This window comes from Lichenibacterium minor, from assembly GCF_004137685.1.
In the GTDB taxonomy this organism is placed as follows: Bacteria; Pseudomonadota; Alphaproteobacteria; order Rhizobiales; family Beijerinckiaceae; genus Lichenihabitans; species Lichenihabitans minor.
Window position 1 is genome coordinate 19767 of the sequence record NZ_QYBB01000007.1, and the last position, 13196, is coordinate 32962.

At 72.4% G+C, this 13196-nt stretch carries 12 protein-coding genes; 2 read left to right on the plus strand and 10 right to left on the minus strand.

Annotation, left to right across the window (positions count from 1 at the left end; genetic code table 11):
- Positions 1-40: 40 nt before the first annotated feature.
- The 10 genes from trmB to otsB form a co-directional block, all read right to left on the minus strand.
- Positions 41-760, minus strand: coding sequence for a tRNA (guanine(46)-N(7))-methyltransferase TrmB (gene trmB, locus D3273_RS08155; protein WP_245501067.1), 720 nt, complete (start codon positions 758-760; stop codon positions 41-43).
- Entirely contained in the window at positions 744-1934 is a 1191-nt protein-coding gene (gene metK / locus D3273_RS08160) for a methionine adenosyltransferase (RefSeq protein ID WP_129225324.1), read from the minus strand. The genes trmB and metK overlap by 17 nt, the downstream gene beginning before the upstream one ends.
- A 172-nt stretch (positions 1935-2106) precedes the next feature.
- On the minus strand, positions 2107-2598 hold the full coding sequence (locus D3273_RS08165) for a helix-turn-helix domain-containing protein (RefSeq protein ID WP_129225325.1): 492 nt from the start codon (positions 2596-2598) through the stop codon (positions 2107-2109).
- A 71-nt stretch (positions 2599-2669) separates the two neighbouring features.
- On the minus strand, positions 2670-4382 hold the full coding sequence (gene lnt, locus D3273_RS08170) for an apolipoprotein N-acyltransferase (protein WP_129225326.1): 1713 nt from the start codon (positions 4380-4382) through the stop codon (positions 2670-2672).
- Positions 4383-4780: 398 nt separating this feature from the next.
- Complete coding sequence (locus D3273_RS08175) at positions 4781-5296, minus strand: hypothetical protein (protein ID WP_129225327.1); 516 nt, start codon at positions 5294-5296, stop codon at positions 4781-4783.
- Between the two features lie 193 nt (positions 5297-5489).
- Entirely contained in the window at positions 5490-5942 is a 453-nt protein-coding gene (locus tag D3273_RS08180) for a hypothetical protein (RefSeq protein WP_129225328.1), read from the minus strand.
- Entirely contained in the window at positions 5939-6382 is a 444-nt protein-coding gene (locus D3273_RS08185; RefSeq protein WP_129225329.1) for a flagellar protein FlgN, read from the minus strand. The genes D3273_RS08180 and D3273_RS08185 overlap by 4 nt, the downstream gene beginning before the upstream one ends.
- A gap of 133 nt (positions 6383-6515) precedes the next feature.
- On the minus strand, positions 6516-7028 hold the full coding sequence (locus D3273_RS08190; RefSeq protein ID WP_129225331.1) for a rod-binding protein: 513 nt from the start codon (positions 7026-7028) through the stop codon (positions 6516-6518).
- Positions 7029-7160: 132 nt separating this feature from the next.
- Positions 7161-8576: an alpha,alpha-trehalose-phosphate synthase (UDP-forming) gene (locus D3273_RS08195; RefSeq protein ID WP_129225333.1), complete on the minus strand. Its 1416-nt coding sequence runs from the start codon at positions 8574-8576 to the stop codon at positions 7161-7163.
- Positions 8577-8694: 118 nt separating this feature from the next.
- A complete protein-coding gene (gene otsB, locus D3273_RS08200) occupies positions 8695-9435 on the minus strand; it encodes a trehalose-phosphatase (protein ID WP_207210737.1) in 741 nt (246 codons plus the stop codon).
- 308 nt (positions 9436-9743) lie between these two features.
- On the opposite strand from otsB, the gene D3273_RS08205 reads away from it, so the two are divergent.
- Both D3273_RS08205 and D3273_RS08210 read left to right on the plus strand, forming a co-directional pair.
- Positions 9744-10877, plus strand: a complete 1134-nt coding sequence (locus D3273_RS08205) for a glycosyltransferase family 4 protein (protein ID WP_129225337.1) — start codon at positions 9744-9746, stop codon at positions 10875-10877.
- A gap of 103 nt (positions 10878-10980) precedes the next feature.
- Positions 10981-13188 carry an amylo-alpha-1,6-glucosidase gene (locus D3273_RS08210; RefSeq protein ID WP_129225339.1) on the plus strand — a complete coding sequence of 736 codons (2208 nt, stop codon included), beginning with the start codon at positions 10981-10983 and terminating at the stop codon, positions 13186-13188.
- Positions 13189-13196 lie beyond the last annotated feature (8 nt).

The window sequence follows — 13196 nt, forward strand, 5'->3', positions numbered from 1 at the left end:
GCTGGGTTTGCGCTGGAGGCCTGCGGCCCCTGGAACCCCGCTACCGCCGCCGGAAGGTGAGATAGGCCGGCGGGCGTCCCTCGCGGATCGCCTTCGCCTCGTAGCGCGTCGAGGGCCAGCCGTCCCACGGGGCGCGCCAGTCGCCGGCTTCGCGCGCGTCCCAGGCGAAGTCCGCGGACCGCAGCACGCGCGCCAGCACCCAGCCCGCATAATCGTCGATGTCGGTGGCGAAGCGCAGGGGAGCGCCCGGCTTCAGCGCCCGCGCCAGCCGGCCGAGGTTCGCGTCCGACAGGAACCGCCGCTTGCGCTGCCGCCGCTTCGGCCAGGGGTCGGGGTAGAACACGTCGGCGCCCGCGAGGCAGGCGGCCGGCAGGGCGTCGAGCAATTCGCCCGCGTCGCCGGCATGGAGCCGGACGTTGTCGAGCTCCAGCGCTTCGACCCGCTCGACGAGCTTCGCAACCCCGTTGAGGAACGGCTCGCAGCCGATGAAGCCCAGCTCCGGGAAGCGCCCGGCCTCGTAGGCCAGGTGCTCGCCGCCGCCGAACCCCACTTCCAGGCGCAGCCCGGCGATCCCCGGCGCGAACAGCGCCGCAGGGTCGGCGAGGGTGCCGAGGTCGACGGCCAGGGCCGGCAGGTCGCGCGCCATGCGGGCGCGCTGGTCCTTGCGCAGCGGGCGGCCGGCCCGCCGCCCGTGCAGCACGCCCGCCCGGTGCCGGCCCTCGGCGAGGGCCGGTTCGACCGTGTCAGGCGAAGTGGCCACGCAGCGTCTCGGCGAGGTCCGTGGCTTCCCACGAGAAGCCGCCGTCGGCCTCGGGGGCGCGGCCGAAATGGCCGTAGGACGAGGTGCGGGCGTAGATCGGCTTGTTGAGCTTCAGGTGCTCGCGGATGCCGCGCGGCGACAGGCGCATGGCCCCCATCAGCACGTCCTCGAGCTTGGCCTCGTCGATCTGCCCGGTGCCGTGCAGGTCGGCGTAGATCGACAGCGGCTCGGCCACGCCGATCGCGTAGGACAGCTGCAGGGTGCAGCGGTCCGCGAGGCCTGCAGCGACCACGTTCTTGGCGAGGTAGCGCGCCGCATAGGCGGCCGAGCGGTCGACCTTGGTGGGGTCCTTGCCCGAGAAGGCGCCGCCGCCGTGCGGGGCCGCGCCGCCGTAGGTGTCCACGATGATCTTGCGGCCCGTGAGGCCGCAGTCGCCGTCGGGCCCGCCGATGAAGAACTTGCCCGTCGGGTTGACGTGCCACACCGTGTCCTTCGTGACGAAGCCTTCCGGCAGCGCCTTCAGGATGTAGGGTTCCGCGAGGGCCCGGACGTCGTTGGAGGTCAGGTGCTCGTCCACGTGCTGGTGCGACAGCACGATCTGCGTCACCCCCACCGGCACGCCGCCCTCGTAGCGCACCGTCACCTGGCTCTTGGCGTCGGGGCCGAGGCCCTTCTCGGCGCCCGAGCGGCGCGCGTCCGACAGGTTGTGGAGGATGCGGTGCGCGTAATAGATCGGCGCCGGCATCAGCTCCGGGGTTTCGCGGCAAGCGTAGCCGAACATGATGCCCTGGTCGCCGGCGCCTTCTTCCTTGTTGCCGGCCTCGTCGACGCCCGCCGCGATGTCGGCCGACTGCGCGTGCAGCAGGATCTCGACCTTCGCGTTCTCGTGGTGGAAGCCGTCCTGCTCGTAGCCGATGTCGCGGATGGCCGAGCGGGCCGCGGCCTCGATGACCGACGGGTCGATGGCGGGGCCGCGGACTTCGCCGGCGATGACGACGCGGTTGGTGGTGGCCAGCGTTTCGCAGGCGACGCGGATCTGGTAGGGGTCGAGCCCGGCCTTGGCGCCTTCCGCGAAGAACAGGTCGACCACCTCGTCGGAGATGCGGTCGCAGACCTTGTCGGGGTGCCCTTCGGACACGGATTCGCTGGTGAACAGATAATTCTGACGGGCCACGCCGCGCTTCCCTATCGGTGTCGAACGGGGGACGGGCGAACCTGGTGTCGGGTGCCGTCGCGCGCTCGATGAGCTTCGGTGGCGCTGTTTGGCGTGGCCCGTTCGTTTCGTCAAGCCAGAACGGCCATTTCGTTCGGTAAACAGAACGTCAGAAGCATGACGGCCGGCGACGTCAGTCGGTTTCGGCGGTCCCGGCGTCGGCGGGCTTGGGCGCGGCGTCTTCGGCCGGCGCCGATCCGGCATCGTCCGCCAGCGCCGTGACGAGGTCGATGATCTTCTTGCGGACGCGCGCTTCCTTGATGCGCACGAAGGCCTTGTTGAGCAGGAGGCCTTCGGAGGTCGACAGGAAGTCCACCACGAAGCCGGAGCCTTCCTCGGCCATGCCGGGGGCGGCGCCGCTCCCCTCGCCGGGCATTTGCTCGAAGAAGAAGGCCGGCGGCACGTTCAGGATGCCCGCGATCTGCTGGAGCCGGCTCGCCCCGATGCGGTTCGTGCCCTTCTCGTATTTCTGGATCTGCTGGAAAGTCAGCCCCAAAGCGCCGCCGAGCCGTTCCTGGCTCATCCCGATCAGCATTCGCCGCGTGCGGACCCGGCTTCCGACATGCTTGTCGATGGGGTTGGGCAGCTTCTTCACGGGTTGCTCTTCGGACAAGTCCACCACCATGCGCCGTCGGGGTGTCGCAGGGTCCCGCGTGCGGCGGCGGTCGCTCGCGGATGCGCGGGGCGCGCTTCCGCTCACAAGTTCCGCGTGCGCCGCCGTCCGTCCCCGTATCGCACGAGGAAAAGGACGGTCAACAACAGACAGGCGGCGATGGACGGAATGAACTGATTTATCTCAGAAAAAACCGTCGGGGCGATGCTTCTCGGCAAGAAACCGTCCAACACTCCGGCTTCTCCCAACGGCAACTCTTCGAGGATGCGGCCATAAGGGTCGATGATGGCCGACACGCCGGTATTGGCGGCGCGGACCAGCGGCAAACCTTGCTCCACGGCGCGCAGCCGCGCCTGGGCGAGGTGCTGCCAGGGCCCGGCCGTGCGGCCGAACCAGCCGTCGTCGGACACGTTCAGGATGACCCCCCGGTCGAGGCGCTCGTCGCCACGGGGCACGAGCCCCCCCGAGAAGATGGCTTCGTAGCAGACGGCGGGCACCACCGGCGGCAGGCCCGGCACGTGGAGCAGTCGGTGGCGGGGGCCGGGGGTGAAGCCGCCGGGGATCGGCACGAACTGCGAGATGCCGAGCCGCTCCATCAACCCCAGGAAGGGCGTGTATTCGCCGAAGGGCACGAGGTGCACCTTGTCGTAGGTGTCGCCGACCGCGGCCGCGCCCGACGCGGGATCGTGTTCGAGGACCTGGATGGCATTGAAGTAGCGCGGCGGGTTCGCGGGCGAGCCCTGTGACCCCTCGACCCGCGCGGCCCCCGTCACCAGCACGGTGCCCTTCGGCAGGATGCGCCCGATGGCGTCGAGCGCGTCGGGGTCGCGCGACAGGATGAACGGGAAGGGGGATTCGGGCCAGATCAGGTGCGTCACGTCGGCGAGGCCGGTGCGGTCCGGCGAGGTCGCGCGGTCCGACAGGGCGAGGTACTTCGCCAGCAGCGCGTCCTTGTTCTCGTAGGTGAACTCGCCGTCGCCGAACACGTCGGGCTGCATGATGCGCAGGCGGACGCCCGGCACGTCGCCGGCCGGCCCCCCGGCGAGCCGCCAAACGCCGAACGCCGCGAGGCCGATGAGCGTCAGCGCGGCCAGCAGGGTCGGGGCGAGGTTGCGCCGGCCCGCGCCGTCCCGGTCGGCCAGGGTCGCGGGCGCGGCGAACACCGGCACCGCCAGCGCGGTGAGCCCGTGCAGGCCGATGACGCTCGCGCCCTGCGCGAGCACGAGGTTCGAGCCCAGCGCCATGCCGATCTCGTTCCACGGAAAGCCGGTGAACAGCGAGCCGCGCAGCAGTTCCGTGACGAGCAGCGCGAATCCCAGCGCCAGCAGGCGGGCCGGGCCCGCCGACCACAGCGCGCGGGCGAGCGCGAAGGCGCAGCCCGCGTAGATCCCCAGCACGGCCGGCAGGCCGACCACGCCGAGCGGCATCAGCCAGGCCGTCTTGTCGGCGTCGACCAGGAAGGCGGCGCCGAGCCAGTGCAGCCCGGCCGTGAAGAAGCCGAAGCCCCACCACCAGCCGGCCGAGAAGGCCGACCGCAGCGTCGGCCCGAGGTGACGGCGCGCGCCGGAGCGGGACGTCGCGGTGCGCTCGGCGCCGTCGATCAGCCACACCGCGACGGTGAGGGACACCGCCATGGCGGGGACGAAGCCCACCGGCGCCATGGCGAGCGCCCCGCAGGCGCCCGCCAGCAGGGCGAGGCCGCGGCGCGTCCAGCCGGTGGCCAGCACCACGCGGTGGCTCAAGGGGGCGGCGGGGCGCCGCGCGGGTCGGGAAACGGCGTCGCCGCGGCTCGTCATCGGGTCCTTCCACCGGACGCCGCCGGTCGCACCGCGCGGCAGGGCCTCGGCCCGCCTTACGCGATGGCGGGGGAGGGCGGCAAGCCGCAGCCTCGCGCCTTGATGCCAGCCCGCATCTGCGGCACTCCAGCGACACCCCGCGGAGGCTCGCGGCCGCGCGCGACGAAGCGACACGCCATGGATGGTCCCGACGGGTCCGAACCGAACCTCTACATCGCGTGGTACGAGGCTTGGCGGGCCGAGGGGGACGCGCGCCGCGCCGCCGAAGCCGCTGCCCGGCGAGACATGCAGCGGGAAGTCCGCTGCATGATCGGCTTCCTCGTCGGCTGGTCCGTCGCCGCCGCCGCCGCGGGGGCGATCGCCCTCGCGCTGTGGACGGGGGGCGTGAGCGCGCCCGATCAGCGGATGAAGTCGCGCGCCTCGTCCATGCTGGCGAAGACGCGGGTGCCGAGCAGGGTTTCCACCTCGACCGAGCCGTCCGGCAGGATCTGGTAGTTGCGCCCCACCGCGGGCGCGGGCGGCATGACGTTGGCCGGCGCGACGCGCTCGGCTGCGCTTCGCGGGGGGGCGATCTCGTCGTCGAGGTCGTCGAGGGGCGGCTCGGGCATCGGGGACGGCCGGGGCGAGGACGAGCGCTGCAGCACCGCGTCGAAGAAGCGGTTCAGCGCGCCGAAGCCTTCGCGCAGCCCCCCCAGGATCGACAGGCCGAGACCCGTCAGCACCAGCATCTCGGCCAGGGTGGCGATGTCGCCCTTCACCGACAGCGTGGCGACGAGGTTGCCGGGCTGGAGCTGGGCGTCGGCGAGCGCGAAGTCGGCGACGAGGGCCAGCCAGCCCAGCACCACCAGGATCAGCCCGAAGCCGACGAGCCTGTTGCGGGGCGGTGCGGCGCCCGGGAAAGGAAAACCCGACATCTGGATCAGCTCCGCCCCCTGTCCGGGTGCCTTCGGGATGGAAACGGCCGGCTCGCCGCGCCGTTTCCGCTGCATGGTTTCGCGATCGGGGAACCGGGCTCGGGTCGGACGCCGCGCGACGTTCCTTCCCGCCGTCCCCGATCGGGCGGACGGCGGATCAGCCCTCGCCGTCCTCGATCGGACGGACGGCGGATCAACCCTTCGTGACGTCCTTGTCGATGTAGGAGAAGTTCTCGATCAGCACGTCCTTGATGAGCGGCGCGCCGAGGCGGTCGTTCGTGCCCTTGACGAGGCGGGCCGTGAGCTTCTGCAGATCGTACCGCTCGACGTGATGGGGGTCGAGAGCCGTGTCGGAATAGATGGCGCGGAAGGCTTCGTCGAGCAGGTAGACGTCGGGCGGCACCTGCAGCGTCTTCAGCACGTTGGAGTCCTCGGTGAACACGAACTGCGCGGCCATGAAGCCCCGCAGCGCGCCGTCGATCACCATGGGGACGTTGATGACGCGCGTCTTCTGCGACTGCAGCACGGGGGGCGGGGGCGCGGCGGCCTTGGCGGCGTCGGAGGCGCCCGGCAGGTAGAGCGCCACGCCGTAGGCGGTGCCGAGCGCCACCGCCGTGACCCACAGCCCGGCGAAGACCAGCTTCACGCCCGCCCCGCCACGGCCGAATAGGTGCCGTCCGATTCGGCGTCCCTCAGGGTCTGGCCGATGATGTCGGCGATCTCGCGCACGGCGCGGAGCTGGGTGCCGAGGGCCGCGCGGTTGCGCTCGGCCGCCGCGGCGAAGCGCTTCAGCCGTTCGCGCACCTCCGGCTGCGGGCCGAGGGCCGGGGCGGTGCGCAGCGCGCGGCCCAGCTCCAGGAGGCCCTGGCGCTTGCGGTTGCCGAACTCGGCCACGTCGACGGGCAGGTTGCGCTTCAGCGCCTCCGTTTCGGCGTCGAGCACGGATTCCAGCCGGTCCACCACCGCCAATAACGCCGCGGCGCCCGGGGACGGCGACGGCGGCGGGGCGGGTTGCGGGGCGACCGCCGGCCGCCGCGCGCCGGTCCCGAAGATGCTCCCCAGCGCCTGGCCCTTCGCCTTCGTCATGCTTCGTCCTTCTCGGTCGGGTTTCTGCGGCCGGAGCGGCCCACGTCCGGGCCCACGTTGCGGGGGTGGGCTGGACCGGGGCTGGCGCGCCCGGGTCGTGCGAGCGGCGGCGCGCGTTCGCGCCCGCCGACGCTCAGGCGTCCTGACCGCCGGTGTCGGCGGCGGCGGCCGGCGCGGCGCCAGTCACCGCGTGGGCGGCGGCCGACGCGGTCGACCCGGGGCCGTGCGCCTTCTCGATCATGCGGGCGATGCCGATCCGGCCCGACCGCGCCAGCTGGTTCGCGAGCTGCTCCGCCATCATGCCGCGATAAGCGTCGGCCGAGGCGGCATCGCCGAACAGCTTGTCGTCCTTGGGCAGGATCTCCTGCACGAAGGTTTGCAGCAGCACGGCTTCGAACTTCTGATAGGGCGACAGGGTGGAGGCCGCCGTGCCGGCGTGCCCCTGGAACAGCGTCGTGGGACCCGGCGATGCCGCGGCGGCGGGTTTGGGCGCGGCGGCGCTGGCCAGCAGCGCGTGGAAGTCGACCGCTTGGCCGCCGGACGACGTCGCCATCGTGTTGAGCTTGGTCGTCGCGGCCTGCAGGCGCCGTGGGTCCGCCGCCTGGGCGACGTCCAGGATGATGTCTGACGGGGGGGCGATGGACACGGGGTGAGCCTCGGGCGGCGGACGCCCGCCTCGCCCGCCGACGTTGGGCGGGGCGCCTTGCCGGAAGCTTGCGCGCCGACCTCGACCGCTGGCAGGCGCGAACGCGCGCCGCCGTCCGTCCGTCGCCCGGCGTCAGTTGAACAGCGACCGGAGCTGCCCGATGAGGAACGACCGCCGGGTTTCCGACAGCTTGGCCAGGAAGGTTTCGGCCCAGCGGTCGATGTCCTGGCGCGAGATGCGCTCGAACATGGAAGCGAAGCGCGCCTGCCGCTCGTCCAGCGGCATCTCCAACGCGGTCCGCAGGGCCTGCGCCATGCCTTCCGTCTCGTGCGGATTGACGATCAGCGCCGCGTCGAGCTCGGCGGCGGCGCCGGCGAACTGCGACAACAGCAGCACGCCCGGGTCGGCCGGGTCCTGCGACGCCACATATTCCTTGGCGACGAGGTTCATGCCGTCGCGCAGCGGGGTCACCAGCGCCGCCGCGGCGATGCGGAACACCCCCGCCAGCGCTTCGCGCGGATAGGAGCGGTTGATGTAGCGGATCGGCGTCCAGGCGGCTTCGCCGAACTGGCCGTTCACCTCGCTCACCAGCCTGTTCACGTCGTCCGACATGTCGCCGTATTCGGGGATCTCGGAGCGGCTCTTCGGCGTCACCTGGAGGTAGGTCACGCGGTTGCGCCAATTGGCCTCGTGTTCGAGGAAGTGCCGGTACCCCTCGACGCGGTGGACGATGCCCTTCGAATAGTCGAGCCGGTCCACGCCCACCACCAGCTTGCGGCCCTGCAGGCTGTCGCGCAGCTCGCGCGTGAAGCCGGAATCCACCGTTTCGGCCGCCACCGCGGCGAGGTCGGCGGTCTCGATGCCGACCGGGAAGGCGCCGATGCGGACCACCCGCCCGTCGACCGCATAGGAGGTGCCGTCGCGACCCTGGTGCCCGCCCGACATGGCGAGGTAGCGGCCGTAGTTGTTGCGGTCGTTCTCCGTCTGGAAGCCGACGAGGTCGTAGTGGCTGAGCGCCCCGATCGTCTGCTCCTGCTTCGGGATGGTGAAGAGCAGGTCGGCCGGCGGACAGGGGATGTGGAGGAAGAAGCCGATCGGGTTGTTGAAGCCGCGCGACCGCAGCTCCCGCGCCAGCGGCATCAGGTGGTAGTCGTGGACCCAGATGACGTCGTCGGGCTTCAGCAGCTTCGCCAGGTGGTCGGCGAAGAGCGCGTTGACGCGCAGGTAGCCGCCGAGGTCCGAGCGGTTGAACTCCGCGAGGTCGACCCGGTAGTGCAGGATCGGCCACAGCACGCGGTTGGCGAAGCCCGTGTAATATTCGTTGTAGTCGCCCGTCGACAGGTCCGTCACCACGTAGGTGACGTTGTCGCGTTCGACCGTCTGCGGCTCGACGGCGGGACCGTCGTCGATCTTGCCGCTCCAGCCGAACCACAGCCCGGGCCGCGACTTCAGCGCGGCATGGACCGCCACCGCCAGGCCCCCGGGCGGCGGCGGGTGGCCCGGCTCCGGCACCGTGACGCGGTTGGAAACGATGACCAGCCGGCTCATCGAGCCCCCTCCCAGTTGCGGGTCCCCGGGGAAGCCCTGCGCGACGGCGTCCCGCCGATCGCCGTCACCCTAGCGGCGAAGGGCAGGGCGTCAATGGACCAGGGGTCGAGCGTGCCCATCATGCGGGCCGGCCGCCGCGGCTCGCGAAGGCGCCGAGCCAGGACCGCACCGCGGCGGGGTCGGCGAAGGTGCCCCGCGTCCCCGGCAGGTCCCGGCCGACCCCGTAGGCCCGCCCGCCCCGCGCTTCGGCGGCGGCGAACCCCGGCAGGTCCGTGACGTCGTCGCCGACGAAGACCGGACACCGCCCCGCGAAGGGCGCGCGGCCCATCAGCTCCGCGATGGCGGCGCCCTTGTCGACGCCGGGCCGCTTCAGCTCGAACACGAAATGCCCGGGCAGGAGGACCAGCCCGCCGTCCCCCCGGGCTTCGCGGACGCTGTCCAGCGCGTCGCGCAGCCGCGGCCCCGTGTCGGGCGCGGCGCGGTAGTGGACCGCGACGGAAAAGCCCTTGTCCTCGACGATCGAGGCGGGGAAGTCCCGCGCGACGGCGAGGATCTCATCCCGCAGTGTGGAGGGCAGCGGCTCGACCTTGGTCCAGACGGGCCCGTCGGCGAAGCGGAACTCCGCCCCGTGGACGCCGCTCGCGGTGAAGCGCCGCGGCGCGAACAGGCGGTCGAGCTGCGCGACGCTGCGGCCGCTGACCAGGGCCAGGGCGCCGCCGCAGAGCCGCTCGGCCGAGGCCAGGTCGTCCAGCAGCCCGGGTGCCACCGCCACGGCGTCCGGGGTGGGCGCGATGTCGACCAGCGTGCCGTCGACGTCGAAGAACAGGCAGGCATCGTGGGGCGGGAGTTCGGGGATCATCCGACGGTCGGCTCGCATGCGGGATTCGGACGACGCGGGGGGGCGTCAGCCGACACCCTCGGGCCCGTTCAACGTCGGCATCGGGGGTGAGTTCCGGCCCGGCCGCGCGCTTCGGTCGCGGCCCGGCCCTGCGGCGAGGAACCGCAGTGTCGGGCGCGACGTTCTGCTTCCGACCGAGCGCCGGGCAAGCCGGCACGGCCCCGTCGCGCCGCACGAGCTGCGGCGCGGCTTCGCGCTCCCCGGCGGTCGGGGGTTCCCGACCGCGACCATCACACCGTCAGTCGATCCTCGAGCTCCGGAAGCCTGGCATGAGAATCGCGCAGATCGCCCCCCTGATGGAATCCGTGCCGCCCCGGCTCTACGGCGGCACCGAGCGCATCGTGTCCTGGCTGACCGAGGAGCTGGTGCGCCAGGGACACGACGTGACGCTCTTCGCCAGCGGCGATTCCATCACGGCCGCCGATCTCGTCCCCTGCACGGCGGAAGCCATCCGCCTGTCCGACACCATGCGGGACTACCTGCCCCACACGCTGATGATGGCCGAGCGCGTGCACCGGCTCGCGGACGCCTTCGACGTGCTTCACTTCCACGTCGACCTGTTCCACTTCCCCCTGTTCCGCGCCACGCCCGACAAGGTGCTGACGACGCTGCACGGGCGGCAGGACATCCCCGACCTGTGGCCCTTCTACCGGGCCTTCCCGGAGATGCCGCTGGCGTCGATCTCGGACGCGCAGCGCGCCCCCATCCCCGACGCCAACTTCGCCGGCACCGTTCTGCACGGCCTGCCCGCCGACCTGCACCGGCCGTCCTACGACCCGCGCGGCGGCTACCTCGCCTTCCTGGGCCGGATCTCGGCCGAGAAGCGGCCGGACCGCGCCATCCGCATCGCCCGCGCCCTCGGCATCCCGCTGAAGATCGCCGCCAAGGTGGACGATGCCGACCGCGGCTATTTCGAAGCGGTGATCAGGCCCCTCCTGCAGGAGGGCGGCGGGGTCGAATTCATCGGCGAGGTCGACGAGCGCGCGAAGACGCGGTTCCTCGGCGAAGCCCGGGCGCTCCTGTTCCCCATCGACTGGCCGGAGCCCTTCGGCCTCGTGATGATCGAGGCCATGGCCTGCGGCACGCCGGTGCTGGCCTTCCGCCACGGCTCCGTGCCCGAGGTGGTCGAGGACGGCATCACGGGACGCGTCGTCGGCTCGGTCGAGGAGGCCATCGCGGCCGTGCCGCAGGTGATGGCGATGGACCGCCGCAAGGTGCGCCGCCGCTTCGAGGAGCGCTTCACCGCCGAGCGCATGGCGCGCGACTACCTCGCCCTCTATGCCCGGCAGGCGGCGCTGGCGGAGGTCGCCGATGCAGTGCCCCGCGTCGGCGCGCCGGGCACGGCCCGCGGCGCGCTCGACCGCGACGCCCTCCTGCACCGGCGGTCCGCTGTCGCGCAGTGACCGAAGGGGAGCCGGCTCCGCCCGGCTTCCCACCCGAGCCCGCGACGCGGCTGGTCCGGCCCGCGCCGCGGCCCGCCCCTCCTGACCGGGACGCTCCCCCGACATGACCGATCCCAGCGGCGACGGATTCCCCCGCGAGCCCGAAGGCCCCGCGAAGCCCGATCCCACCGAAAGGACGCCGTTCTACATCCCGGCGACCGCCACCGCGGCGCGGCCCCGCCACACGCTGAAGCATGGCGACACCTTCGCGGTGCTCGACAGCTTCGGCGACATCGGCGCTTCCGCGGGCGGGCCGGACGGGCTGTTCGACCACGACACCCGCTACCTGTCGCGCTTCGAGATGCTGCTGGCCGGCTCGCAGCCGCTGCTGCTCGGCTCGGGCGTGCGCGACGACAACCTCACCTTCACGGTCGACCTCACGAACCCCGACGTGTACCGGGACGGCCGCATCGTCCTGGCCAAGGACACGCTGCACGTCGTGCGCACCACCTACCTGTGGGGCGGGACCGCGCACCAGCGCATCCATGTGGTCAACCACGGCGCCGACGGCGCCGCCTTCACGCTCGGCTTCGTCTTCGGCTGCGACTTCTCCGACCTGTTCGAGGCGCGCGGCATGCGTCGCGACGCGCGCGGCACGATGTCGGAGGCGGCCGAGGGCGACCGCGTCGCCTTCGGCTACGCGGGGCTCGACGGGATGCCGCGCCGGGCGGTGCTGCGCTTCGCGCCGGCGCCGCGCCGGCTCGCGAGCGGCGCTGCCACCTACGAGGTCGCGCTCGACCCCGGCGCGTCCTTCACCGTCACGGTCGCGGCCGAATGCTCCGGCCCGCGCCCGGCCGAGACGGCGGAGTTCCGCCGGGGCCTCGTGGCGGCCAACCGCGCCGCCAAGGCGCTGATGCGCGGCGTCGCGACGGTGGACTCCTCCAACGAGGTGTTCAACGAGGTCCTGCGCCGCTCGACGGCCGACCTCTACATGCTGCTGACGGACACGCCGCAGGGCCTCTACCCCTATGCCGGCATCCCCTGGTATTCGACGACCTTCGGCCGCGACGGCATCATCACAGCCCTGCAGATGCTGTGGATCGACCCCGCCGTCGCCCGGGGCGTGCTGGCCCGCCTGGCCCATTTCCAGGCGACGGGTTTCGACGCGGAGGCGGACGCCGAGCCGGGCAAGATCCTGCACGAGATGCGCGGCGGCGAGATGGCGGCGCTGAAGGAGGTCCCCTTCGGGCTCTACTACGGCTCGATCGATTCCACGCCGCTGTTCATCGTGCTGGCCGGCCTCTACCTCGAGCGCACCGGCGACCTCGACGCCATCCGCGGCCTGTGGCCAGCCATCGAGCGGGGCTTCGCCTGGATGGACGGGCCGGGCGACCGGGACGGGGACGGGTTCCTCGAATACGCCCGCGCCGACGAGACGGGGCTGCAGAACCAGGGCTGGAAGGACTCGCAGGACGCGGTGTTCCATGCCGACGGGTCGCTGGCCGAAGGCCCGATCGCCCTGGTGGAGGTGCAGGGCTACGCCTATGCGGCGCGCCACGGCGGCGCCCGCATGGCCGAAGCGCTGGGCTTCGGCGAGCGCGCCGCCGCGCTGCGCGGGCAGGCCGAGGCGATGCGGGACCGGTTCGACGCCGCCTTCTGGTGCGACGAGATCGGGATGTACGCCATCGCGCTCGACGGCGCCAAGAAGCCCTGCCGGGTGCGGACTTCCAACGCCGCCCACGTCCTGTGGACCGGCATCGTCAAGCCCGAGCGCGCGGCCCGCATCGCAGCCGAGGTGGTGAGCCCGAAGTTCCTGTCTGGCTGGGGCGTCCGCACCGTGGCGGTGGGCGAGCCGCGCTACAACCCGATGAGCTACCACAACGGCTCGGTGTGGCCGCACGACAATGCGCTGATCGCCTGGGGCCTCGCCCGCACCGGGCAGGCGGAGGCGGCCGAATGCGTCTTCTCGGCCCTGTTCGCCGCTTCCGCCTGCTTCGACTCGCGCCGACTGCCGGAGCTGTTCTGCGGCTTTCGCCGGCGCCGTGGTGCCGCGCCGACCCTTTACCCGGTCGCCTGCGCGCCCCAGGCCTGGGCGGCCGGCACGCCGTTCCTGCTGCTGCAGGCCAGCCTGGGGATCGAGTTCGACCCGGCGGCGCGGGCGATCCGCTTCCGCAACCCGCGCTTGCCCGCCTTTCTGGAGGAGATCACCCTGCGCGACCTCGGCTTCGCGGAGGCCAAGGTCGACGTGACGCTGCGCCAGGTGGGGCGCCATGCGGCCTTGCGCGTGCTGCGCAACACCGGCGCCGTGCAGGTGTCGATGCTGCTGGACTGACGGTGTGG